Source organism: Alteromonas sp. 14N.309.X.WAT.G.H12 (assembly GCF_036697315.1).
GTDB lineage: Bacteria > Pseudomonadota > Gammaproteobacteria > Enterobacterales > Alteromonadaceae > Alteromonas.
The window spans coordinates 1-25,019 of sequence record NZ_JBAHZB010000014.1; the positions used below are offsets into that span (position 1 = coordinate 1).

26 protein-coding genes are annotated in these 25,019 nt (G+C 46.0%); 16 read left to right on the forward strand and 10 right to left on the reverse strand.

Annotated features, from left to right (window positions below; all coding sequences use genetic code 11):
- The 6 genes from V5298_RS06650 to V5298_RS06675 form a co-directional block, all read left to right on the forward strand.
- Positions 1-484, forward strand: a 484-nt coding sequence (locus tag V5298_RS06650; protein WP_332930686.1) for an FAD-dependent oxidoreductase, incomplete at its 5' end; no start/stop codon positions are given.
- A 169-nt stretch (positions 485-653) separates the two neighbouring features.
- Positions 654-1,043, forward strand: a complete 390-nt coding sequence (locus V5298_RS06655; RefSeq protein WP_332930687.1) for a hypothetical protein — start codon at positions 654-656, stop codon at positions 1,041-1,043.
- Between the two features lie 178 nt (positions 1,044-1,221).
- A complete protein-coding gene (locus V5298_RS06660; RefSeq protein WP_332930688.1) occupies positions 1,222-1,806 on the forward strand; it encodes a DUF2726 domain-containing protein in 585 nt (194 codons plus the stop codon).
- Positions 1,807-1,990: 184 nt separating this feature from the next.
- The gene (locus V5298_RS06665) at positions 1,991-2,686 is read left to right on the forward strand and encodes a 5'-methylthioadenosine/adenosylhomocysteine nucleosidase (RefSeq protein WP_332930689.1); all 696 of its coding nucleotides are present in this window, start codon (positions 1,991-1,993) and stop codon (positions 2,684-2,686) included.
- A gap of 14 nt (positions 2,687-2,700) precedes the next feature.
- On the forward strand, positions 2,701-3,654 hold the full coding sequence (locus tag V5298_RS06670) for a cobalamin biosynthesis protein CobD/CbiB (RefSeq protein ID WP_332930690.1): 954 nt from the start codon (positions 2,701-2,703) through the stop codon (positions 3,652-3,654).
- A 113-nt stretch (positions 3,655-3,767) separates the two neighbouring features.
- Positions 3,768-4,178, forward strand: coding sequence for a rhodanese-like domain-containing protein (locus tag V5298_RS06675; protein WP_332930691.1), 411 nt, complete (start codon positions 3,768-3,770; stop codon positions 4,176-4,178).
- Positions 4,179-4,265: 87 nt separating this feature from the next.
- On the opposite strand, the gene tyrS is transcribed toward V5298_RS06675, so the two are convergent.
- Positions 4,266-5,468: a tyrosine--tRNA ligase gene (tyrS, locus tag V5298_RS06680; RefSeq protein WP_332930692.1), complete on the reverse strand. Its 1,203-nt coding sequence runs from the start codon at positions 5,466-5,468 to the stop codon at positions 4,266-4,268.
- 179 nt (positions 5,469-5,647) lie between these two features.
- Between tyrS and V5298_RS06685 the strand changes: the two genes are divergently transcribed.
- A complete protein-coding gene (locus tag V5298_RS06685) occupies positions 5,648-6,961 on the forward strand; it encodes an OapA family protein (protein ID WP_332930693.1) in 1,314 nt (437 codons plus the stop codon).
- A gap of 189 nt (positions 6,962-7,150) precedes the next feature.
- On the forward strand, positions 7,151-7,981 hold the full coding sequence (locus V5298_RS06690; protein ID WP_332930694.1) for a mechanosensitive ion channel family protein: 831 nt from the start codon (positions 7,151-7,153) through the stop codon (positions 7,979-7,981).
- Positions 7,982-8,029: 48 nt separating this feature from the next.
- Here V5298_RS06690 and V5298_RS06695 read toward each other — a convergent pair whose 3' ends face one another.
- The 4 genes from V5298_RS06695 to V5298_RS06710 all read right to left on the reverse strand — a co-directional run bounded on the left by V5298_RS06695 (position 8,030) and on the right by V5298_RS06710 (position 10,453).
- Positions 8,030-8,458: an SRPBCC domain-containing protein gene (locus tag V5298_RS06695; RefSeq protein ID WP_332930695.1), complete on the reverse strand. Its 429-nt coding sequence runs from the start codon at positions 8,456-8,458 to the stop codon at positions 8,030-8,032.
- A gap of 95 nt (positions 8,459-8,553) precedes the next feature.
- Complete coding sequence (locus tag V5298_RS06700; RefSeq protein ID WP_332930696.1) at positions 8,554-9,126, reverse strand: glutathione S-transferase family protein; 573 nt, start codon at positions 9,124-9,126, stop codon at positions 8,554-8,556.
- A 96-nt stretch (positions 9,127-9,222) separates the two neighbouring features.
- Positions 9,223-9,567 (reverse strand): iron-sulfur cluster insertion protein ErpA, encoded by a 345-nt coding sequence (erpA, locus tag V5298_RS06705; RefSeq protein WP_332930697.1) that lies wholly within the window; start codon positions 9,565-9,567, stop codon positions 9,223-9,225.
- Positions 9,568-9,718: 151 nt separating this feature from the next.
- A complete protein-coding gene (locus tag V5298_RS06710; protein WP_332930698.1) occupies positions 9,719-10,453 on the reverse strand; it encodes a DUF6776 family protein in 735 nt (244 codons plus the stop codon).
- Between the two features lie 114 nt (positions 10,454-10,567).
- Between V5298_RS06710 and V5298_RS06715 the strand changes: the two genes are divergently transcribed.
- The 3 genes from V5298_RS06715 (at position 10,568) to V5298_RS06725 (ending at position 12,940) form a co-directional block, all read left to right on the forward strand.
- The gene (locus V5298_RS06715) at positions 10,568-12,244 is read left to right on the forward strand and encodes a chloride channel protein (RefSeq protein ID WP_332930699.1); all 1,677 of its coding nucleotides are present in this window, start codon (positions 10,568-10,570) and stop codon (positions 12,242-12,244) included.
- A gap of 11 nt (positions 12,245-12,255) precedes the next feature.
- Entirely contained in the window at positions 12,256-12,681 is a 426-nt protein-coding gene (locus tag V5298_RS06720; protein ID WP_332930700.1) for a CopD family protein, read from the forward strand.
- A gap of 82 nt (positions 12,682-12,763) precedes the next feature.
- A complete protein-coding gene (locus V5298_RS06725; RefSeq protein ID WP_332930701.1) occupies positions 12,764-12,940 on the forward strand; it encodes a hypothetical protein in 177 nt (58 codons plus the stop codon).
- A 10-nt stretch (positions 12,941-12,950) separates the two neighbouring features.
- On the opposite strand, the gene V5298_RS06730 is transcribed toward V5298_RS06725, so the two are convergent.
- On the reverse strand, positions 12,951-13,604 hold the full coding sequence (locus V5298_RS06730; protein ID WP_332930702.1) for a UPF0149 family protein: 654 nt from the start codon (positions 13,602-13,604) through the stop codon (positions 12,951-12,953).
- Between the two features lie 89 nt (positions 13,605-13,693).
- Here V5298_RS06730 and V5298_RS06735 point away from each other — a divergent pair, with 89 nt between their 5' ends.
- Positions 13,694-14,893, forward strand: coding sequence for an Nramp family divalent metal transporter (locus tag V5298_RS06735; protein WP_332930703.1), 1,200 nt, complete (start codon positions 13,694-13,696; stop codon positions 14,891-14,893).
- Here the strand turns inward: V5298_RS06735 and V5298_RS06740 are convergent.
- From V5298_RS06740 to typA, 3 genes are all read right to left on the reverse strand, one after another.
- Entirely contained in the window at positions 14,879-16,015 is a 1,137-nt protein-coding gene (locus V5298_RS06740) for a PatB family C-S lyase (protein WP_332930704.1), read from the reverse strand. The genes V5298_RS06735 and V5298_RS06740 overlap by 15 nt on opposite strands.
- Positions 16,016-16,120: 105 nt before the next feature.
- The gene (locus tag V5298_RS06745) at positions 16,121-16,495 is read right to left on the reverse strand and encodes a response regulator (protein ID WP_332930705.1); all 375 of its coding nucleotides are present in this window, start codon (positions 16,493-16,495) and stop codon (positions 16,121-16,123) included.
- Between the two features lie 125 nt (positions 16,496-16,620).
- Positions 16,621-18,456, reverse strand: coding sequence for a translational GTPase TypA (gene typA / locus V5298_RS06750; RefSeq protein WP_332930706.1), 1,836 nt, complete (start codon positions 18,454-18,456; stop codon positions 16,621-16,623).
- A gap of 593 nt (positions 18,457-19,049) precedes the next feature.
- Between typA and glnA the strand changes: the two genes are divergently transcribed.
- The 4 genes from glnA to glnG all read left to right on the forward strand — a co-directional run bounded on the left by glnA (position 19,050) and on the right by glnG (position 23,700).
- On the forward strand, positions 19,050-20,459 hold the full coding sequence (gene glnA, locus V5298_RS06755) for a glutamate--ammonia ligase (protein ID WP_332930707.1): 1,410 nt from the start codon (positions 19,050-19,052) through the stop codon (positions 20,457-20,459).
- A 110-nt stretch (positions 20,460-20,569) separates the two neighbouring features.
- Positions 20,570-21,079, forward strand: coding sequence for a DUF4124 domain-containing protein (locus V5298_RS06760; RefSeq protein ID WP_332930708.1), 510 nt, complete (start codon positions 20,570-20,572; stop codon positions 21,077-21,079).
- A gap of 127 nt (positions 21,080-21,206) precedes the next feature.
- Entirely contained in the window at positions 21,207-22,292 is a 1,086-nt protein-coding gene (glnL, locus tag V5298_RS06765) for a nitrogen regulation protein NR(II) (protein WP_332930709.1), read from the forward strand.
- On the forward strand, positions 22,285-23,700 hold the full coding sequence (gene glnG / locus V5298_RS06770; RefSeq protein WP_332930710.1) for a nitrogen regulation protein NR(I): 1,416 nt from the start codon (positions 22,285-22,287) through the stop codon (positions 23,698-23,700). The genes glnL and glnG overlap by 8 nt, the downstream gene beginning before the upstream one ends.
- Before the next feature lie 62 nt (positions 23,701-23,762).
- Here the strand turns inward: glnG and V5298_RS06775 are convergent, their stop codons facing one another.
- Positions 23,763-24,911, reverse strand: coding sequence for an HD domain-containing phosphohydrolase (locus tag V5298_RS06775; protein WP_332930711.1), 1,149 nt, complete (start codon positions 24,909-24,911; stop codon positions 23,763-23,765).
- Positions 24,912-25,019 lie beyond the last annotated feature (108 nt).

Consider the following 25,019-nt stretch of genomic DNA (forward strand, 5'->3'; position numbering starts at 1 on the left):
GCGCGTGATCTGTGCCTACCGTCGGGATGAAGAAAGTATGCCCGGTTCCCGTCGTGAAGTGATCAATGCCAGAGAGGAAGGGGTTGAATTTATGTTCAACTTGCAACCACTGGATATTGCCATCAATGATGATGGTACGGCTGCAGGCGTTAAACTGGTGCAAACGGAAATGGGACCGCCAGATATTAACGGACGTCGACGTCCTGTGGAAGTCGAGGGCTCAGAGCATGTACTTGAAGCCGATGCCGTTATTATTGCTTTCGGTTTTCAGCCTAGCCCAGCAAACTGGTTTGCCGAGTACGGTATTATTCTGGATGAAAAAGGTCGTGTTATCGCACCTTCCAAGGGTAAATATCCATACCAAACCACCAATCCAAAAATCTTTGCTGGCGGCGATATGGTTCGCGGTAGTGATTTGGTGGTGACAGCCATTGATGAAGGTCGTAAAGCCGCAGATGGCATACTCGATTTTATCGGCGTATAAAGACCGCTAGGTGTTAATAAAAAGCCACGCAATGCTTATTGCGTGGCTTTTTTGTAAAAAACGCGCTGATTCAGGATCATACCTTCGTCCAGGAGTTGCAATTTTTGAAATTCCTTATAGTCTATGACAATAAGTTAGCCATAAAAGCAAAAACACTGGAGCTAAACGCATGACAATAACCAATACATCCTTAGGGCTGGCTTTAGTGTGTTGCGCGACACTTTTTCCAGTACAAGCCTCAACAAATCAGGCCCCCCAATACGAAACCTGTCCCACTGAGTTTCATGCCGTCGATATCCCCAAAACGGCAAAATTTTGCCAACGTTTCGAGTCCCAAGAGCCGGCAACCATGGTATTTTTTTCACCTGACGCTCAACAAGCGCTCATCGATCATTACAAATCCGCCTACCCAGCATTAAAAGTTCACGCCCCAGTTCAAGGGCGCACCGTACTCACCGCGAAGAACGATAGCGTACGTATTATCGTATCTCCAGATAGCAAGGGTACACAGGTAGATGTCATGGTCATCAATCAAGATATCCCAGCTAAACCTGAATAACGCCACCGTCGCATCGTCATAGTTTTGCCTGATAACCTTGCAAATAGGCCCCAGCCCGCCCTTTTCAATAAAGATCCACGCGATTTGGCACTTGCCTTGCAATAACCTCAATAACAGCAAATAACTGACACCAAGGTGTCATGTTTTTGACGATCATATGGGTTTTGTGAGGGTTATTATGGAATTAGCAATAATATTGATGATGTTATTGATGGTGGTTACCGTCGGTGCCATGAAATTGTCGGACAACGGCATTAGCTTCCCATTTCGCCGTCGACCGCAACTTTTTACGCCTGTTGAACATAACTTTTTAAAGCTCATTGAGCAGGCCGTGGGCCGTGAATTTCGTGTTTTATGCCGGGTTCGTTTATGTGATGTGTTGGCAGTAAGAACCCAAGCGGGCAAAAAACAAGGATCATCAGCCATGTCCCGGGCGGCGTCAAAACAACTGGATTTTGTGTTGTGCGACAAAGACGATATGTCACCCATCATGGCCATCGATCTGGTGTATAACGATGGTAAAAATAAATACAAATCTCAGCGCGACTTTTTTGTTACCGGTGCCCTTGACGCCGCAGGATTGCCCCATGCCAGAATTAAGGTGAAAAACGGTTATTCTGTGGAAGAAGTCAAAGAGTGTATTGAAACCAAATTGCTACCGTACCGCCGTAAGCAACAACGCATTGCCCAAACGCCAACGTTAAATCCAGCGCCGCCTAAACGTCCTACCCGTCCGGTTCGTTCAAGCCGCGCCGCCGCCTGAGCCGGTATGGGATAACCTGTAGCCGCTTTTCTTTCGGGTCGGTAACCTCTCCCCCACGGTTATCGACCCAATTTCGTCGTAATTCTGTCAGTTTGCCCACTTTCATATTACTATTACGCCACGGTAACTTGCCTGTGTAGATACACACTCGTCACCCCCTAAAACAGAATAGACGGATAACAGTATGAAAATTGGTATTTTAGGTGCTATGGATCAGGAAGTAGCACTACTGAAAACTGCCCTGACTAATTGTCAAACACGACAATGGAAACATCTTACGTTTTATACAGGAACGCTGCATAACACAGAGGTGGTGTTAGTTAAATGTGGTATCGGAAAAGTGGCCGCAGCCATCGCCACTGCCGTACTGATCGAACAGTATGAACCCGACTATGTCGTTAATACCGGTTCAGCCGGTGGTTTTGACGCCGATCTGGATATTGGGGATGTGGTCATTGCCACCGCCGTTAAATACCACGACGTCGACATTACCCATTTTGGCTATGAAAAAGGCCAGTGTGCGGGTATGCCAGCCCAATACACCTGCGATCAAACCATGATCGACGCCGCCACATCAGCCTCCTCGGCTATCTCACATATCAAAAATCGACAAGGTCTCATTTGTAGTGGCGATTCTTTTGTGGGCACAGATGAAGCCGCCGAGGTCATTTTACAAGCTTTCCCCACATTGAAAGCGGTAGAAATGGAAGGGGCGGCGATTGGTCAAACCTGCTTTTTACTCGATACGCCCTTTTTGGTGATCCGCTCTCTCTCCGACATCGCAGGTAAAACCTCCACCGTTTCGTTTCAGGAATACCTCGATACCGCCGCAAAACATTCCGCCGAACTGGTTATGGGTATGATTGCCCGACTTGCCTAGACGAAAACAAACTGATGGATGACGTTTTATCCAGTTCCCCCATGCAAGCCCTGGCTATTGCTCTTCTGGCAATAGCCATTAATAGTGTTTGGCGTTGGCCGGAAAAATACCACCCGTTAACACTCTTTCGTTTATTAGCCAGTGGGATGGCGCAAAAAGTAAAACCTAACGCCGAAGAATCCCCCAGGCAACACCGGATATCCGGCGGATTAGGCGCATTCGTACTAATAGCGCCCTTTACGATACTCATTGCCATGCTGGTCTATATGGCCGAATACCCGCTCTTTTTTGATGCCATTATTCTGCTTTGTCTTTTAGATTTTGCCCAAGCCAAACAACAATATCGTCGTATCATGACTGCGCTAGCCCAAGACAAAAAACTATTAGCCCGGGAGATTTTAGCGACCATTGTGGCCCGGGACTGCCAAAAATTGTCTGAGCTCGGCATCGCCAAGGCCGCTATGGAAAGCCTACTGCTGCGCTTTTATTATCAGGTCTGTGCCGTGATCTTTTGGTTTCTAATTGGCGGGCCCGCCATTGCCTTAGGTTACCGACTCCTATTGTTATTTAGCTGGGAATGGCACTGGCGAAAGCCTGGCTATCATTGGTTTGGCCTGCCGGTAAGACGCCTATCACAGCTTTTAGCCATCGTACCAGCTTTTATAGGTGCTCTCTTATTCAGTATGGTTACTCACCCAGTGCGGGCCTTTTCTGCCCTTAACCACTGCAAAGAAAAAGATCCTACATCATTGTTGTTGGCCCTCAGTGGCGGAGGCTTGGATGTCACCTTAGGCGGCCCCGCCATCTATGGGGGCAATATGGTACGCTATGCCCGCGTGGGCGGTTCACGGAAAGTAAAATATTCCGATATGTCTCATTGTTTACATGGGGTTTCCCATGCCTTGTTGCTGATGTGCGGGCTCATCATTATTATCATGACCTCGGTACACGTTTTCCTTTCCCCATGAAATACGATGAAGGTCTGCACAACGTCACACTGATAAGGTACACTGCCGACATATCGACGATGTATTTTTAATCGGTTTACAGATAAATTCAGGACAACGGGTAGAAAATAGACATGCAAAAATGGTTGCTTCTTGCTTCGCTTATCACGTTAACTGCTACCTCGGCATTTATTTATTGGCCCCTTGATGCTGAGGCTGAGGCTTTACAAAAAGTGACGCCCTCGCCTTTTTTACTTGAAAAAGTAAAGACGGAAGAATGGATGCTCATTGATGTACGCAGCCCCCAGGAATATGCCGAAGGCCACATTCCTGGGGCCATCAATATGCCCCATGATAAAATTGACGGCTATATTGACCAACTCCAAGATGCCAAAGATAAACCCATAATTATTTACTGCCGTTCGGGAAATCGCGCCAATATTGCGATGAAAAAACTAGAGCAGCAGGAATTTATGGACGTAAGTCATTTAGAAGGCGATATCATGGGTTGGCGGGAATCAGGTTTACCCATCAATAAAATGTAATTAAAACCGGCTATTTACCGGCGACGTCCATGTGTAGCGCAAAAAAATGCCCGCTGTTAGGCGGGCATTGTTCAGTTAATCCGTTGCTCACTTAGTCAGTGTCACTCTGGCAAACTTACGTTTACCCACCTGATACACTTTTTCACTAGGCTCTGTCAGCAAAAGACGGGTATCGGCCACTTTCTCGCCGTCTATCTTTACTGCACCTTGCTTAATCATCCGCATGGCATCAGATGTGGATGCCACCAAACCCGCTTCTTTTAGCAAATGCCCAATAGCAATACTGCCATCGGTCAATCCCACAGTCACAGCAGGCATATCATCGGGAATGGCATTTTTCTGGAAACGTTGGATAAAGTCTTCATGGGCTTTTTCCGCCGCATCGTCATCGTGGAAGCGTGCTATCAACTCTTTTGCCAACAGAATTTTAATGTCTCTGGGGTTCGCCCCCTCTTCAACCTGTTTCTTTAATGCGGAAATTTCTGCGATGGGCTTAAAGCTTAACAGATCATAGTAGCGCCACATGAGATCATCGGAAATAGACATAACCTTCCCAAACATGTCATTGGGGGCGTCGGTAATACCAATATAATTGTTCAGTGACTTCGACATTTTCTGAACGCCATCAAGGCCTTCCAGTAATGGCACCATAACAACCGCTTGCTGGGCCTGACCATTTTCTTTTTGCAGTTCACGGCCCATCAACAAATTAAAACGCTGATCGGTACCGCCCAACTCCACATCGGCTTCTAATGCCACAGAATCCCAGCCTTGTACCAACGGATAGAGAAATTCGTGGATGGCAATGGGTTGACCGTTGCTATAACGCTTTTTAAAATCATCCCGTTCAAGCATTCGGGCAACGGTTTGACTAGCGGCCAGTTTGATCATGCCCGCAGCACCTAACTCGTCCATCCATTCAGAGTTAAAACGAATTTGGGTTTTCTCTTTATCGAGTATTTTAAACACTTGCTCCTGATAGGTTTTCGCGTTCTCGAGTACCTGTTCTTTGGAAAGGGGTTTACGGGTAACATTTTTACCTGTGGGATCCCCAATCAGCCCGGTGAAATCACCGATGAGGAAGACCACCTTGTGTCCCAATTGTTGGAATGTGCGGAGCTTGTTAATAAGCACCGTGTGGCCAAGATGAAGGTCCGGAGCAGTGGGATCAAATCCCGCTTTTATGGTTAACGTTTTTCCTGACTTGAGTTTTTCAATTAACTCAGCTTCGGGCAGAATTTCATCTGTCCCCCGTTTTATTTCCGCTAAAGCGCTTTGCCAATCGGTCATGCTATTTCCACACATTACAGTTATTGGGATAAATTAGACTGGGCATTTTACGCATACCCTTGAACCTTTAAAAGACTTGGCCGTCAAAAAGGCGTTGTTTGTGCAATGATAATGGGAATATACAAGCACTTTGCTGGAAACTCGTGCTGTAACGCGATATTCTCACAATGGTGAGATCTATGAGGTTGATAATTACCGTGGTAGTAAAAACGTTAAAAAAACTTCCCAAGCCACACCGAACCGGATTGGCCATTGCCAGCCTTTTTTTAGGCGGGCTTATTCTTCTGCCATCGGAGTCGGTTGAAGCGAGTCGGCATCAGGAATCTTTAATCCTTGATGCTGGAGTTCGCTATCCTGTGGAGCTTTCCGTGCTCGATGCACCTGTATTCGAACTTGAGGAAGATGAAGGTAGCTGGGAAACCTTTAAAGTGGGTCGTGGTGATACACTGGCCAAAATATTTAAGCGTGCGGGCTTTTCTGCCCGAGATACTTATGAAGTCACCCAAGCTGGAGAACTGGCAAAAACACTGGTTACCCTGATCCCCGGTGATGAGTTGCAATTAAAAGCCAATGATCAAGGCGGATTCGCCGGCTTGCGCTATCAAGTTTCTTACAAAGAAACCTTAGTCATTACGCCCGATGAAGATAACCAAACACTCAAAGCGGATCTGGAAACCAAAAACATTGAAACCCGCTACAATTTCGCCCAAGGGGTGATAAAAAGCAGTTTCTGGAATGCGGGTGAAGATGCCGGCTTAAGCGACAATCAAATCATGCATTTGGCAGGTATTTTTGGTTGGGATATCGATTTTGCAGTCGGTATTCGTTCTGGTGATGTCTTCAATGTGGTCTATGAAGAAAACTATATCGACGGTGAGTTTGCTGGCTACGGCGATATTGTGGCGGCAGAATTTATCAATCAGGGCGAACGCTTTGTTGCCATTCAGGCCGAGGATGGAAATTACTATACCCCTGAAGGCCGCAGCATGCGCAAAAGCTTCCTCCGTGCACCGATAAACTTTAAGTATGTCAGTTCCAACTTTACCAAAGCCCGTTTTCATCCGGTACAAAAACGCTGGAAAGCCCATAACGGCACAGATTATGTTGCCGCGGTAGGCACCCCCGTTATGGCTGCCGGTGATGGACGGGTTATCGAAGCGTCCTACAACCGCTTTAATGGGAACTATGTGTTCATACAGCACGGCGAAAAATACGTCACCAAGTACCTGCACTTGAAAAAGCGCAATGTGAAAAAAGGTGAAACCGTCAAACAGGGAGAAACCATTGGTTATCTCGGTGCTACTGGTATGGTCACCGGCGCCCATTTACATTACGAATTTTTGGTTGATGGGGTACACCGTAACCCACGTACCGTCTCCTTGCCAAAAGCCCGGCCCATCGCCGAGGACCAGCGCGCAGCCTTTATGGACATCGCGAAAGTTCGCATGGAACAACTGGATAACACCAAGCGGATCATGCTGGCCATGAAATAGCCCTCCATGCCTTTCTTATTAACTAGGAAAGGCATACCTTCCCTGCTTCATACTATTGGTGAATAGTTTCTTTCCCTATTCTGTATTATAAATAGCCTACAAAGGTTTTGAGGTGGACGGCAGCACATCGCCCCCATCTGCTTCATTCAACCTTTTATTATGACTTCCCAATACAGAGGATCACCTAACATGGAAGATTTCATTGCATCTTTAGATGTAAACCAATATTTACCCGCCGCACTCGCGTGGGCAACCAATATTTTATTAGCATTGCTGATACTCATTGTCGGTGTGTTTATCGCGGGCAAAGCCTATAAAGCCATGGTTTCCATTGCAAACCGCTACCCTCAGTTAGATGATACCCTGTTTAAATTTTTTGGCAGTGTGGTACGCTACACGATACTCGCCTTTGTGGGTATTGCGGTGCTCAATCGCTTTGGTGTACAAACCGCATCGATAATTGCCTTACTTGGCGCCGCGGGTCTGGCTGTTGGTTTGGCGCTACAAGGTACACTGTCTAACCTTGCTGCTGGGGTAATGTTACTTATCTTCCGTCCATACAAAGTCGGTGATTTTGTGGATGCGGCGGGAAAATTCGGTAAGGTGACCGAAGTGGATATGTTTACCACCATCCTGCAAACTTTCGACAACCAGCACATCATCATCCCTAACAGCCAAATTTGGGGTGAGCAGATTATCAATCACTCTCATCATCCTATCCGTGGCGTAGATATGACCTTTGGCGTCGCCTATGGGGAAAATACCGATGCTGCCCGAGCGGTCATTGACAAAGTACTGGCCAACCATCCTCATGTACTTAAAGATCCGGCTCCTTTTGTGGAAGTAGAAACCTTAAATGACAGCTCTGTGGACTTTATTGTGCGCCCGTTTTGTCATGGCGAACACTATTTTGATGTACGCTACACGGTTCCCGAGCTAATCAAAAAAGCCCTGGATGAAGCCAATATTGAGATCCCATTCCCCCATCGTAAAGTGATTGTGGTGAATGAGTCGGCATAACGACAACCGTTGAGGCACTGACCTTCTCAGTCAGTGCCCTTTAGCGTGTTAGATAGATACCAACAACCCTAGCCGGGATATGGCCTGTTCCCACCAAATAGCTAGGGTGTCGGCCATCTGCGTAGAATTAATACCTTCGTGATGTAGCACAAGGTGTACACCGTCATCTTGGGCAAAAAACCGAACATCCACACTGGTTTCCCCCACATCCCGATCCATACCTTGTATATGCATTGAAAAGGTAATTTGTTCTTTTGACCGCAAGCGCGCAAATTCCCCCTCACACGTGATGGTTTTCGCTTCCATGTTTAGCAACTGAATACTAAAGCTACCACCTTCTACAAAATCGAGAGATAAGGCGCATAGTTCCTTTGGCGATGCCACCAACCATAAAGTCAGTAACTCGGTATGAGAAAACGCCTCATAGGCCCGCCCGGCGCTGAGCGGCAAATCCGCAGAGAAATGAAGATCTGGCATGAAAAGCGGCCCTCTTGTTACACGTTGAATAACGAGTATACGCCAGAGCCGCTATATTGGATTGTCAAATACGATGACAACCACTTAGGTAAGATTTAACTACGTGGATCGGTGGCCGTGATCTCAATGCGATCGATGTGTTTTTCACGAAACGCTTTTAAGTTTTCCAGCGCATTTAACGGATGTAAATTACGAAATTCAACCCAATCAATCAGGGTAAACAGTGCAATTGAAGGGTAAGTCCAGTTGTCGAACTCGCCGGCTTCCACCATCTCATCAAGCAAGGTTAAGGTAGACTCAATGCGTTCTTTTTGCAGACGCACAAACAAGGTATCTGCACTGGCCTCAATACCGGAACGTTTTAACATAAATAGAGAGACGAATGAGTCGTTGGCCCCATCGATTAAGGTCAATTGATTTTCTTCATCCCAAGAGAGGGTGGGATAATCAAATTTTTCCATCAGATAGCGATGGATCACCCTGGAATCAAAGATCATTTGTCCGTCATCTTCCAGACAGGGCACTTTCAATGTGGGGTTTTTAGACGCTAGGATTTCCCGCCCTTCCCCTTCAAAAATATTCAGATTAATGAATTCATGCTCTGTATTGGCAAGAAGAAGGCGAATTCGTCGTACAAAAGGTGACGTTGTTGAACCATACAATTTCATAAACTAGCTCTCTTAAACCGGATCTAATGAGTTAAAATCAAAAGAGGATGCGTCCCTGTCCTATTTCTTGTCATCACAAAGTATCAGCGATGCTTATTACACACTAAAACTGGCACCACATCCACAAGTGGTGGTGGCGTTAGGGTTATTCACAAGAAAACGGGAGCCTTCCAGCCCATCAACATAATCTACTGTACCACCCACTAAATATTGCAGGCTCATGGGATCAACCACCAGCGTAACATCATTTTTTTCAATGGTCATATCACCTTCGTTGACTTTCTCATCAAAGGTAAAGCCATACTGAAAGCCCGAGCAGCCCCCTCCGGTGACATACACACGTAACTTCAATGCTGGATTCTCTTCTTCCATCACCAGCTCTTTCACTTTTTTCGCAGCTGAGTCAGAAAACTCAATGGGCAGCGCCATTTCTACAGACATAGTTACCTCACAAACACTTTAGACGGATACGCCCGTTTCACCCAATTATCTAATACCTGAGTAATGCAATCAACTATTACCCGTTACTCATCATCGACAATCAGGTTATCATATAGCTGACCGTGCATTTTTATAAGGTTAATGCACCTCATCACTCCGGTGACTCATCTGAAGAGCCATCAAAAACCTCTGACCAATCCACGGTTAATGTATAGTCCCCCTGTTTAGTTTTCCATTTTACAACCGCGGTACTAAATACGATCTCCTCTGGGATAAAGTCCACCGGCAACGTAAATCTGATATCCAAGGCCTGAAAATAACGAAACCGCCAGGGTACTCGTCCTTCGGGCAGGAAACCGGGCTGGCCCGGCGCCAATAAATAAGGCTTACCGGCTTTACTGCCTTTTATCACCATATTTAATACGCCTTTGAGCAGCACCTTTTGACTATATTGCTGCAATAACAGGGCCTGCAAGCGGTATTCATTATCACTGGTTGTGGGGGTCACTTGTACGCTGTCGATGAAAAAACCGTTTCGGATCTTTTCCGGTGCCATAACCCGCTGGTAAAAACTCAGTTGTGCTTCTAGTTCCAGCACCCGCGCCTGAAGGGCGTGCAATTCGTCTGCGGTATGTTCCCCCGTTGACCTTGCTAGTATTTCGCTCACTTCAAGTTCACTCACCCTGCTTTGTAGCTGCTGGTTTTCCTGCGCTAATAAATTGCGGGAAAGCATTTCATTTTCAAGGCGTAACTCAAGGGCCTTTTGATTATAGGACGCAATTAAATAGCCAAACAGCATCATAACCAACGCGACAATACCGTATGTCCAGATATCCCGCGGTTTTTGATGAGAAATAAACTGATAAAACTTGTTCGGTTTTGCCATGATGCACTCAGGTTACTCCATGCTACAATCCGGCACGGAAATTGTTAGAACATATTAAGAAAAGCAGTAACTTATGTTACGATAAATTTCACAGCTACAGGATAAGCCAGTTTAATGTATTTTTCATCGCTGCGACAGGAACTAGCCCACCCTAGGACATCGGTTCAACTTTGTGTCCTTGGCATTGTCGGCGGATTTATCGCAGCAGGGTTAATTATCCTTTTTCGTTTGTGCATTGAATGGGTTCAAAACAGTGCACTGGTCCAACTGCGTCAGTTTTTTGGTGATGAACGCATTGTCTGGTTTATCATGCCTGTGGGTGCCGCCCTCATTATTCTTTGTATCGCCTTTGCGACTGGCTTTAAACATTATCGCATGGGCATCCCCTTTATTATCCACCGCATAAAATACTACTACGGCATGGTGCCCTTTCGAACCACCGTTAATCAATTTTTCGGCGGCATGATGGCGCTGGCGGGCGGTTTTGTGGTGGGCCGTGAAGGCCCTTCTGTACATTTAGGTGCCGCAGGAAGCAGTTTTTTGGGGCAATGGCTCCGCTTACCGTTTAACAGTATTCGCATTCTTGCCGGTTGTGGTATTGCCGCCGGTATCTCTGCGTCCTTTAACACCCCATTTGCCGCCGTTATCTTTGTAATGGAAGTGGTGTTGCGAGAGTACAAAATTCATATTTTCGTCCCCGTTATGCTGGCGGCTGCCATCGGCTCGGTGCTCACACGCATGGTGTTCGGTGAAGTCAATGAGTTGTCATTTTTAGCCATCGCCGCATTAGAAGAATGGATGTATTTGTATTTCATTCTTCTTGGCATTGTATTAGGGGCATTAGCCACCTTATTCAATTCCCAAATCATGCGTATAATGCAGGGTTTTCAGAACCTGAATATGGTGTGGCGTCTCATCTTAGCGGCGGTGATCACCGGTTGTATCGGTGCCCTACAACCAGAAAGTCTGGGCGCAAATTTTGAAGATGTGGAACATTTATTTAATAGCCATCCGGGAACGTTAGTCCTTATATCCATTTTAGTCGCTAAGTTCTTTCTTGCCGTATGCGCCATTGGACTTGGCGTGCCTGGAGGCATTATTGGGCCTGTGATGGTCATCGGTATGTTAGCCGGTTCGGTACTGCTGATGCCCTTACAGTCATTTGTAGATACCAATGAATTTACCAGTAGTTTTGCCCTATTGGGGGTGGCCGGCATGCTGACAGCGGTACTCCATGCGCCGCTAGCGGCCTTGTCCGCGGTAATGGAATTATCCTACAGCCCACAAATTATTTTACCGGCCATGTTAGTTATTGTCCCGGCCTATGTAACCGCAACTCAATTTTTAGGTAATCGCTCAATATTCATTAGACAACTGGATTATCAAAAACTACCCTATGCAGTCTCGTCAGTGCAGGAGTCGTTGGAAAAAACCGGCGTACTCGCGGCAATGACCAAAGAATACAAGCTGTTTTATAACGCTCCGGAAGAAGTAATTGAAGACTACCTGTCCGAGAGTCCAACCCATGTGGTTGTACAGAAAATCCGCTCAGAGCGCGACGTAACATTTAAGCTTGTACAGTATGATGTGAGCCTTGAACATAATGCTAAACCTTTGAGTTACCAAAACATGGACGGGGTAGCGAGTCAGGCCACGTTAAATGAGGTGTATGAAAAACTCAAAAACAGCCGGAATGGTGCAGTATATATTTTCGAACAAAATGAACATGAAATTCAGGGTGTTATAACCTGGAATATACTGCAATCGTTCTTGCAAAGAGCCCATTATTAAGCAGGTATCTTATGATTTTCTGGATTAAAGCACTGCATATCTTTTTTGTGATTTCCTGGCTTGCGGGCATTTTTTATCTGCCGCGACTATTTGTTTATCACGCAGCCGCCGAGCATCAGGCAGTAAAAGATCAATTTAAAATAATGGAGCGACGGTTATGGTTTTTTGTCACACCTTTTGCCATTTTAACCGCCATTTTTGGTATTGCTCTTATCTATATTTATGGGTTGGCATGGTTTAAAATATCCACGTGGTTGCATGTAAAGTTAGCGCTTTTACTTGCCATTTATGGTTATCACATCTATTTATATAAGCTTATGAAGCAATTTGAATACGATAACAATGTCCACTCTACCAAGTTTTACCGCTTTCTTAATGAAGCGCCTGTTCTATTATTACTTGCCATCGTAATTTTGGCAGTGGTTAAGCCATTTTAAATATGTAGGCTTTTAATCTCGTAATAAATGGAAGGAATTACGTTTTTTCCGGTCTACTTATGTTTTATAAGGTGAAATATACATGGACGTGAATAACGATCATTTAAAAGCGCTTCTGGAAAAAACAGATAAAGCGTTCCAAGCACTATTGAAAAAGCCCGACTCCGAAGAGTTAAATTGTGCTTATGAATCTGCTAAAAACGAGCTAAATCAGTATATTAGTGCAGTACGCAGCAATCTAGCCAAACGCCAACGTTAATGACTCTGTATCACTGATTCGGCTGAGTAAAACTTTCAAACTGATTCGGTAAAGCAAGCGCAAGCTCTCCAGCTAAAGTCACATAATCCCCCAGCATCGCCGGCACTTGTGCCACTAATTTAGCCATATTTTCCTTTAATAACGCCGCCTGTTCGTCATTTCTTACCGATAATGCCAGTTCTGTATCTGCCAATGTGGTAAATAGCTTTAAACACCGTGTTAAACGCTTGCTAGGATCTTCCTTACCCTTCGCTACGTCCGTATTAGGCTGCTTTGTTGCCAGGGTCCAGGCTCGCTGCCAGCATGGCTCCAGCTTTGCGTGAGCGGCAACTAGCCCAGTAAGCCACAATGACAATACAGAACGTGGCATTCCCTCGGACAATGTGAGCCAATCGTGTGGTAATAACGCCGTATTTTGCCGCATGGCGTTGAGGTATTCCCGCAACCCATCCATAAGACCTTCCGCCAAGGTATCAAGCATGGCAGTAGCCGGCACCTCACCAGACTTTGTCATTAGCCATGGCATCCAGGTTTCCGGCATGGGGATTTCAGGGCTGGTGGCAACCGCAAAAATAAAGCCTTTCACATACACTTTGTCAGGCAACAGCGTCGCTAAAGCCGGGGTTAGATATAAATCATCGAGTGTTGTTACTTTATTGTTCATTTTTGTTTATGTACTTGTCATTTAGTAGGTATCATCGTTATGCTTGATAATCCGTGTCTAAACAATAACATTTAACCGGCAGTTAAAATATGTCAAAAGATAAATCAGGGTATATCGTGGCGGCGGCTTTTATCGGGCCAGGTACGGTTACCACCGCCAGTCTTGCCGGTGCAGGCTATGGCTTTCATTTGGCCTGGGCGCTATTGTTTTCTATATTCGCAACCATGGTTTTGCAGGATATGGCCGCTCGCCTGGGTATTGGTACAGGTAAGAGTCTTTCAGCATGCCTGATGAATCTTACTGCGAATAAGCCTTTGAGGTTTATCATCGCCTTTTTAATTATCTCCGCCATTGGGATTGGCAATGCCGCGTATGAGTCGGGAAATCTTACCGGAGCTGCCATTGGCTTGGATACCATTGCGCCTTTAGGCACCAGTTCTTGGTCATTGATACTGGGTATTGTTGCCTGTATTTTGCTACTTAGCGGTAAATATAAACTCATTGAAACTGCACTGGTCAGCCTGGTGGCCATTATGGCCTTGGTGTTTGTTGTCACCTTGGTAGTGGCACAACCGGATTTAACCAGCATGCTAACGCAATTGCTGTCCCCTCGAATGGATACCCAGTCCATTACCATGGTGTTAGCCCTTATCGGTACCACCATAGTGCCATACAATTTATTTCTTCATGCAAGCCTGGTGGCGCAACAATATAAAGATGCAGACCAACATCAGGCCGTCAAAGCGTGTCGACGTCAGTCAGTCATTGCCATCGGTTTAGGTGGAGCCATCACACTTGTCATTGTGGCCACGGCCATGACGGCATTTTTCGAACATGCAGTCACATTAACTGCCGGCAATATGGGCGAGCAACTAGCCCCCGTGTTAGGCGACAAAGCAAAATGGTTTTTCGCTGCTGGACTGTTTGCCGCTGGGCTTACCAGCACCATAACGGCCCCCCTTGCTGCCGCTTATGCCGTATGTGGTGCATTAGGCAAGCCAGCACAGCTAGATAGCACATTATTTAGAGTGATTGGCTTTGTGGTGATCGCCACCGGAGTGAGTATTGCAAGCATGGGCTTTAAGCCCTTAACCGCCATCTTATTTGCCCAAGCCGCCAACGGTATTTTATTGCCTATTATTGCCGTCTTTTTGCTGGTTGTGATGAACCGTGAAAGTGTTCCTGCCACATTTAGAAACAGTACAATGAGCAATATTGTCGGCGCGCTCATTGTACTGTTTGTGTGCACCTTAGCTGGTTATAAATTATTTAGTTTAGCTACCAGCTAAACGGGTAAGAATGGCGTCTAGCATGCTACGGCTACAGCCGAAATTTAACCGGAAATGATCCGGTGCATGAAAATCACTACCAGGAGAAGGTCCCACACCCCGACTTTCTGCCCAGGTTTGGACATTAGGAACGCTTAACCCGCTAGCGTCCACCCAGGCAAGAAAGGTCGCCTGTGAGGTATGTACTTTTAGCCCATCAATGGCATTTACCGCCTTTACAAGGCGTTTTTGGTTACCCCGTAAGTAGGCGAGCATGGCCTGATGCCAATCATCACATTGGGTAAATGCGGCTTCTGTGGCGACTAATCCCAACAGGTTCACCCAAGGCATATGCCCGGCAGCGGCCTGTGTGAATTGTTGCCGTAACTGACGATCGGGAATGATAGCAAAAGAAGCGCCCAATCCTGCCACATTGAAGGTTTTACTGGCGGCCATCAGCGTGACGCTAACATCCTTAAGGGCTTCAACCCGTCCAGCGGGAATATGGGAAACCGTTTCATCAAGTATCAAATCACAATGAATTTCATCTGAACATAACTTAACCTCGTGCTCGAGACAAATTGCCGCAACACGATCAATTTCATCTTGGCTAAGTACACTGCCAACCGGATTCATCGGGTTACAGAGGATCAACAACTTGCACTTAGGATCTGCCGCTTGGGTTTCAAGTTCAGCAAAGTCCAAAGTGGGACGACCATCCACTTCCACGGTACCAATATCCACACGCTCTAAACCATTAATTTTAGGCGCAGCCAGTAACGGCGGATAATTAGGCGTTTGCACCATCACCTTATCGCCAGGTTCACAATAGGCTTTACAGGCAATATTAAACGCGGGAACGACACCCGGAGTCCATACCAACCAGTCAGTATCTATATCCCAGTTATGCTTGTCTTTAAGCCAACGTTGTACCGCTTTTATGGCGGGCTGATACTGGGCAGGCAACACATAACCTAGATTGCCATGCTCCACTTTCGCCGCCAATGCGTCGAGAATGGGCGGTGCGCAACGAAATTCGGTATCAGCAACCCAGGCAGGAATGATGTCCTGTCCATCGTACTTTTGCCATTTGAAAGAATAAGTCCCCTGGCGGGATGGCGTATCATCAAAATTAAAAGACACTGAAAATATCCTGTGATTACGGTGAAAAAGAAAAGATATGGAGGGTGTTTTACACACTAAATGCCAGTGTAATCGAAAAGGCTGTTAGTTGACTAGAGCAGGAACCTAAATGAGCAGAGATTTTACCTTATCAACCAAGTCATCACTCACAAAGGGTTTGGCGAGAAACTGAGTAGCCCCACCTTTTTTAGCGGCGATGACCGTATCTCGGGTTGCATCGGCAGTGAGTAAAATAAATGGCGTTGCTATCCCTGCATGACGGCAATCCCTGAGTAAAGTAAGTCCATCATACTGGGGCATATTCTGGTCACTGATAATCAATGACAGTTTATCTGAGGCGTTATTGAGGAGAAATTCTCGGGCCATTTCGCTACGATTAAATGCATACACGGTGGTATCCAATGCATCTTCCAAGGCATAAGTAACAATATCCAACGTCACCGTATCATCATCAATGACAACAATAGAATACTTACTCATACTGCCAACTACCCCGACTTAACTGCACTGTACCATTAACAAGGATAATCCCTTATCGGCGAATTACCACTTTGTTTTAATCAAAAAAAAAGCGCCAAACTGGCGCTTTTTTCATTTTATATCTGCTACTTGCCTCGTGAAGCACGCTTGCGTTCGTTTTCGGTAAGTAATTTCTTACGAATTCGAATGCTTTTTGGCGTGACTTCTACTAATTCATCATCATCAATAAATTCCAATGCTTGTTCCAAGGTCATTTTAACCGGTGGTACCAAGGTCTGGGCTTCATCTGTACCCGACGCACGTACGTTGGTTAACTGCTTACCTTTGAGGGCGTTAACGGTCAGGTCGTTATCCCGGCTGTGAATACCGATGATCATGCCTTCGTATACTTCAACACCGTGACCAATAAACAAGCGACCCCGTTCTTGCAGGTTAAACAATGCATTGGTTAACGCTTTACCATTGGCATTAGCGATAAGTACACCATTTTTACGCTTACCGATTACGCCGCCTTTGTGGGGACCATAATGATCAAACGTATGATAGAGCAAGCCCGATCCTGAAGTCATGGTCATAAAGTCAGTTTGGAAACCAATCAAACCACGACTTGGAATAGTAAAGTCCATACGAATACGTCCCTTGCCATCCGGTGACATATCGGTTAACTCTGCTTTACGCAGACCCAGTTGTTCCATAATGGAACCCTGATGCGCTTCTTCACAGTCGATAGTCAATGTCTCAAAGGGTTCTTGTAATTCGCCATCAACGTCTTTGAGAATAACTTCTGGACGAGATACTGCCAACTCGTAACCTTCTCGACGCATATTTTCAATCAGGATACCCAGGTGCAATTCACCTCGGCCAGAAACGCGGAATTTATCCGGATCTTCAGTTTCCTCAACCCGCAGTGCCACGTTGTGAATCAATTCATCATTTAAGCGTTCCAGGATATTTCTGGACGTCACGTATTTACCTTCTTTACCCGCGAATGGCGAGGTATTGACCTGGAAGGTCATGGTAACCGTTGGCTCATCCACAGACAGGGGAGGCAAGGCTTCGATAGTGTTAACATCACAAATGGTATCAGAAATTTTCAGTTCACCCAGACCGGTAACCGCAATAATGTCGCCGGCATTGGCAGAATCCACTTCATGGCGATCAAGACCAAGATAACCCAAGACCTGACCCACTTTACCGTTGCGCGTTTTGCCATCAGCAGTCACAACGGTGACTTGCTGATTCATTTTCACGCTACCACGGCTAACACGACCTACACCAATAACACCTACGTAGGAATTATAATCCAGCTGTGAAATTTGCATTTGGAACGGACCAGAAGCATCGGCATCCGGAGCAGCAACCTGTTCAACAATGGTTTCAAACAACGGCGTCATATCTTCGCCTTGGGTGTCTGAGTCCATTGATGCCCAGCCGTTTAATGCCGAGGCATAAACAACCTGAAAATCCAATTGGTCATCGGTGGCACCTAAGTTATCAAACAAATCAAAAACCTGATCCATTACCCAGTCTGGACGGGCTCCCGGCTTATCGATTTTGTTAATAACCACAATAGGCTTAAGACCTTGAGCGAAGGCTTTTTGTGTCACAAAACGGGTTTGCGGCATGGGGCCTTCTTGAGCATCAACCAATAGCAATACAGAATCGGCCATGGACATAACACGTTCTACTTCACCACCGAAATCAGCGTGTCCAGGAGTATCTACGATATTGATTCTATAATCGTTCCAGTTAATGGCAGTATTTTTTGCCAAAATAGTAATACCGCGTTCTTTCTCGATGTCGTTGGAGTCCATTACCCGCTCTTGGGCTTCGCCACGACTTTCGAGTGTGCCGGATTGCTGAAGCAATTTATCAACAAGCGTCGTTTTGCCGTGGTCAACGTGAGCTATTATTGCGATATTACGTAAATTCTTGATTGTATGAGGTTTTATGCTGTTCATTGGGTGCCAATTTAGATTTTGGGTGCCTAATCGGGTGCCTAATTTGATGTTTTTAGGCTGCCTAAATCCGCTTAGGTATAAAAATTAGGCGCGAGTATACGTTGGTTAGCGTTCTATTACTAGTTTAGCTTTTAATATTACGTTTCGCATTTTTTATTCTTACAAACCCATTCTTGTTACGACCTATCGTGTTTATCGTGTTGCGACTGAGTTAAGCATAAGGTAAAAAATGCTGAAGCGGGCATCCTGGAACTAGTGCTCTTTTCGCCTCCCAATGAAAACCCACCACTTAAAAGGTAATTCTCTCATCTCTCACGCGATTAAGCTCAAAATGTCGGTTATGCTGGTATCACTTTATAGAATGCTCTAGGCTAAGCAGTGAAGCACGATCATGCAGATTCGGTGCACCATTATGAGTCAATTTCGCACACATTTGGTGCATTTAATATGCCCCGTTTCTTTGCCGTTTCCAGCTAGCCCACGTAATTACGTGAAGCTACTTTATGGCACGAATATCGCTTCACAATTTTTTAATTATTTTGGAGTGAAATTGTTCACCCCACTTTTTATGCTAATTAAATCCGGAGGACACGATGTCAGTAGAAAAGACATTAGAGCTGATCAAAGAAAGCGAAGCGAAATTTGTGGATTTGCGTTTTACCGACACGAAAGGTAAAGAGCAACACGTATCGATTCCCGCTAACCTGATCGATGATGAATTCTTTGAAGAAGGTAAAATGTTTGACGGCTCTTCTATTTCTGGCTGGAAGGGCATTAACGAGTCTGACATGATTCTGATGCCTGATGCATCCACAGCAGTACTCGACCCATTTGCTGAGGAAGCCCAAGTTAATATTCGCTGTGACATCGTGGAACCAACCACCTTGGAAGGCTACGAGCGTGACCCTCGCTCAGTAGCCCGTCGTGCAGAAGAGTATTTGAAATCCACAGGCATCGGTGACGTTTGTTACGTTGGTCCAGAGCCTGAATTCTTCTTGTTCGATGACGTTAAATTCCACACTGATATGGCAGGCTCTTTCTTCAAGATTGATTCTGCAGAAGCAAAATGGAATTCAGGTGCCGACTTTGAAGGCGGAAACCTGGCTCACCGTCCTGGCGTAAAAGGCGGTTACTTCCCAGTACCTCCTGTTGATTCTGCACATGATATTCGTGCCGCCATGTGTTTGGTAATGGAAGAGATGGGCTTAGTTATTGAAGCGCATCACCATGAAGTAGCAACTGCGGGTCAAAACGAAATTGCAGCGGCATTCAATACCTTGGTGTCGAAAGCGGATGAAATCCAAATTTATAAGTATGTTGTTCATAACGTGGCTCATGCCTACGGACAAACAGCGACCTTCATGCCTAAGCCGCTAGTAGGCGATAATGGTTCAGGTATGCACGTTCACCAATCTATTGCTAAAGATGGTAAGAACATCTTTGCGGGTGACAAATATGCAGGCCTTTCAGAAGAAGCCTTGTTCTACATTGGTGGTATTATCAAGCACGCTCGTGCGATCAACGCCTTTACCAATGCGTCAACAAACTCATATAAGCGTCTTGTACCTGGGTTTGAAGCGCCTGTTATGTTGGCTTACTCTGCACGTAACCGTTCAGCGTCTATCCGTATTCCTTATGTGACGAGCGACAAAGCTCGTCGTATCGAAGTACGCTTCCCTGACCCAACAGCTAACCCATACTTGGCATTCACTGCAATGCTTATGGCTGGCCTTGACGGTATCCAGAATAAGATCCACCCTGGCGATGCCATGGATAAAGACTTGTACGACTTACCGCCAGAAGAAGCCAAAGAGATCCCCACTGTAGCGAGTTCTCTTGAAATGGCGCTGGAAGCCCTTGATAGCGACCGTGACTTCCTGAAAGCCGGTGGCGTTATGACTGACGATATGATCGATGCATACATCGAGCTGAAATCTGAAGAAGTAACAAAACTAGCCATGTCTACGCACCCTGTTGAATTTGACATGTACTACAGCGTTTAATCTTCGCTACCCAGATATTGATAATTTATCATTATAAGCCCGCGATTAATGCGGGCTTTTTTTTGTCCTTGACTTTGCTAAACTGAAAAAAAACAAAGGAAGCATCGCTCATGAAAAAACGGTTGCTGTTACTCTGGTTTGTTTCGTCTCTTTTATCTGCGCAAACGATTTATAAGATTGTAAAACCAGATGGCACCGTACTTTATACCGATACCCCACAGGAAGGGGCAGAACCGGTTGTTTTAGACAGTAACACGCAAAACGTGGCTGCCCCCACCCCCACCCAAAAGCCTCTCCAGTCTCAACAAACTAAAAAGCAAAAGGTAATCTATGAGGTTTCCATTACCTCACCGGAGCCAGAAGCCACAGTACGCAATAATCTAGGCACAGTGATAATCAAAGCCACCGCTTCACCCACCTATAAAGGTCGCTATCAATTAACCTTCGATGACCAAACCAACTGGACCAATAGTAGCGGCATTTTTAAGCTTAGCGATATCGATCGTGGCGCTCACTCTTACCGTGTGGATCTCATCGATAATAAAGGCAAGACTCTTGCATCGTCTCCTCAACAAACACTGTATTTGCATCACGCATCAGTGTTAATTAACGCCAATTAGCGATCTATGGTGGCGCATGCCACGCACCATAGGGGTTCATATAAAATAATTATTTAACTTGAATCTTCGCTGATCGAGCACAGTAATCTATAATGCACCATATCAGTGCAAAGGGGAGCCGCTCGGCATGCTTGCTACCGAGTTTGAAACAAACCATTTATTAAATAATTTAAATACTGCGTTAGTAATGGTAAACGAACAATTACAAATTGTTTATGCGAATCACGCAGGTGAAGCCCTGTTCGAAACGGGCGTAAAACAATTATCCGGACACAAACTTTCTGAGTTTTTTGCGCCAAACGCAATTAATAGCGCACGGCTACGGGCCGCTATTCGTCGTGGTGAAGATTTTACCGAAAACGATATGCGTTTATGCTTCAAAGACGGACGTAACGTCTTGTCCGATCTTACGGTGACAAATTTGCAGACCGATGACGGTCCAAAGCTAATGTTTGAAGTACGCCGTATTGATCAGCAACGCCGTATCTCCCGGGAAAACCAGCAAAACGCCCAACACGATGCCGCCCGAGAATTAATCCGAGGCCTAGCCCATGAGATTAAAAATCCTTTAGGTGGGATCCGTGGCGCGGCACAGTTGCTGGAAAAAGAACTCACCAATCCAGCCCATACTGAATTTACGCAAATGATTATCGACCAATCTGATCGCCTGAGAAATTTGGTCGACCGCTTACTAGGACCTAATTCCCTGCCCCGTCTTGAATGGAGCAATCTTCATCAAGCGCTGGAAAAAGTACGTAGTCTCATGCGCGTTGATTCGGATAACCCGATTACCATTATTCGTGATTACGACCCGAGTATTCCGGATTTGCGGGTTGATCAGGACATGATCCAACAATCGGTACTCAATATATTGAGGAATAGTGTGCAAGCACTGACTGAAGCCAAAACGCCCTCACCTCAAATCCGTCTTGTCACCCGTATCGACAGACAAATGACCATCCTAGGGAAGCGCCATTCTTTAGTCGCCAAAATTCAGATTATAGACAATGGCCCCGGTATCCCTGCGGAAATCAGAGATACCTTGTTCTACCCCATGGTTAGCAGCAAACAAAACGGTAGCGGACTAGGCTTGTCGATTGCACAAACATTAATTAACCACCACGGCGGTAAAATAGAAGTGGAAAGCCATCCTGGACATACCGAATTTACGCTTTATCTCCCTATCCCAAGAAAGGAGTCGGACAATGAATAATGAATCCGTATGGATTGTAGATGACGACAGCTCCATTCGCTGGGTACTCCAAAAAGCGTTACAAACAGCGAATATAGGTTGTTTAAGTTTTGAGAACCCTGAAGACTTGCTGTTGCAACTTAACAGTGGTCAAAGCCCGGAAGTTATCGTCTCAGATATTCGCATGCCACAAATGGATGGCATGACGTTACTGAATGAAGTGCATAATATTGATCCCGTAATTCCTGTGATCATTATGACAGCACATTCCGATTTAGACAGTGCGGTGAACGCATATCAAAGTGGCGCTTTTGAGTACTTACCTAAGCCTTTTGATATTGACGAAGCCGTAACCCTGGTACAACGTGCCCTAGCTCACGCAAGAGAACAATCTCGGCAGAATCAGGTACCCCAAGATGACACCCCCACCGAAATCATCGGTGAGGCGCCCGCCATGCAGGAAGTGTTTCGAGCCATCGGCCGATTATCCCGCTCCTCTATCAGCGTGCTAATAAATGGTCAATCCGGTACCGGCAAGGAACTGGTTGCCCATGCCTTGCACCGGCATAGTCCGCGCTCATCCAACCCCTTTATCGCGCTAAATATGGCCGCCATACCCGCGGACCTTGTTGAATCAGAACTCTTCGGTCACGAAAAAGGCGCATTTACCGGTGCCCAAACCGCCCGTCAGGGTCGCTTTGAGCAGGCGAACGGTGGCACCTTATTTCTCGATGAGATTGGTGATATGCCGCTAGATGTGCAAACACGCCTATTGCGGGTATTGGCAGACGGACAATTCTATCGGGTAGGCGGCCATCAGTCGGTTACCGTCGATGTGCGCATCATTGCAGCCACCCACCAGAATCTAGAAAAACGCGTAGCAGAAGGCAAGTTCCGGGAAGATTTATTTCATCGCCTAAACGTTATCCGAATTCATATCCCTTCTTTGGCTGAACGCAGGGAAGATATTCCTCTTTTGGCACGGCATTTCTTACGATCTGCGGCAAAAGAACTGGATGTGGAATCGAAACTTTTAAGCAAAGAAGCTGAAAAGCTGATATCTCAGCTTGCCTGGCCCGGTAACGTAAGGCAATTAGAGAACGTTTGTCGCTGGCTAACGGTAATGGCCAGCGGGCAAGAAGTGTTACCCAGTGATTTACCCCCAGAGATCCACTCAGAAAACGTCACTGAAAAGTCCGGCACGACCAGTAGCGGTGATTGGCCTGAACTGCTGGCAAAATGGACTGACAAGCAGCTACAGGAAGGACATTTTAATATTCTCAATGATGCCATGCTCACCTTTGAAAAGATCTTACTGGAGCGCGCACTTCATTATACCCACGGTCATAAACAGGATGCGGCTAAACGTCTGGGATGGGGGCGCAACACCCTAACTCGGAAACTCAAAGAACTGGACATCAACGATTAATCAGAGTCTTTAGTCCGGTCTGTTTCTCCGGTGCCGTAACCTCTTACGGCACACGGCGTGTCTTAGGCTGTTTGCGTTAACAGGCGGGTCATCACCAAATTAAAATGGCGCACCCACTTACTACAAAATTGCCCTTCCGCATCGCGGTTAAGGGCAATAACCGCCTGCTTTTTAGACATACGTTTATCTGGATGATGCGCTCTGGAATGGGTCATGGCATCAAAGGTATCCAAAATGGCCAGTAATTTCGCGCCATCACAAATATCCTCGTCTTTTAGTCCCAATGGATACCCGCTGCCATCGACACGTTCATGATGTTGCATGACGATTTTGCGTGCCAGATTCCAATGTTCTAAATGCTCCAGCAAGCGGGCGCTTTTATAAACATGGGATCGCATAAGATTAAATTCTGCCTGAGCAAAGGGTTCGGTTTTATTCAGTAATGACAAGGGCATAAATGCCATACCGAAATCATGAACGTAACAGGCCACCGACAGCTGATCATCATCAATCGGGCTTCCTGCTTCATGATTAATATACAAAGCCAATTTGGCAATACGATCGCCACGTCCCGCCCAATAATTCGACCGATGCTCAATGGTTTGCATAAGGTCTCTGAAAAACACCATATCCTCGCGTTTATCACCACTGACGGTTTTTAAGATCCCCGTATTTGCCACCGTCGCTGGTGGTCCAGACCCAAGACTCTCCTGCTCGCCGGTATTTTGCGCTTCGTTATTTCCCAGCGCCGGATTCAGTAGTTTAACGGCTTCAGTGAGCAACTGCTCATGATCGGCATGGTTTTGAGGCGATATACGGGAAATGGCTTCCACTAACTGCTCATGAAGATGGACATCGTAACTTGCCTGACCGTCGTTCATCACCTTTTGGACAAAGCTTTTTACTTGATCCATGGTTAGCAGCACCAGATCACTCATGGTGCTGGTGTAGTGAATTTGCCCCTTGCGTAAAAAATCTAATAAATCCTCAACATGCTGGAGCAAGGGGATCATTGGCGTAAAGTTAACTAATCCTAAATCCCCTTTTATTGTATGAATTGAGCGAAACAGGCTACGTTGAAGCTCGTTATCTTCTGGACGAAGTTCAAGCTCAATCAGCGTCTGTTCACTGGCTTCATACAACTCATTAATTTCTTCCATAAGCTCGCTAAGAATATCGTCTTCGAGCTCCTCTGGCGTAAAAATCTGCATTCTGTGCTACCGCTTCAAACTCATCTTTAAAGTTATATCACCTCGTTGCCTGATTCGCTATTGTCCGCGAGGATTCTTTGCTTCAATTGCACAAAGAATGACTGATCG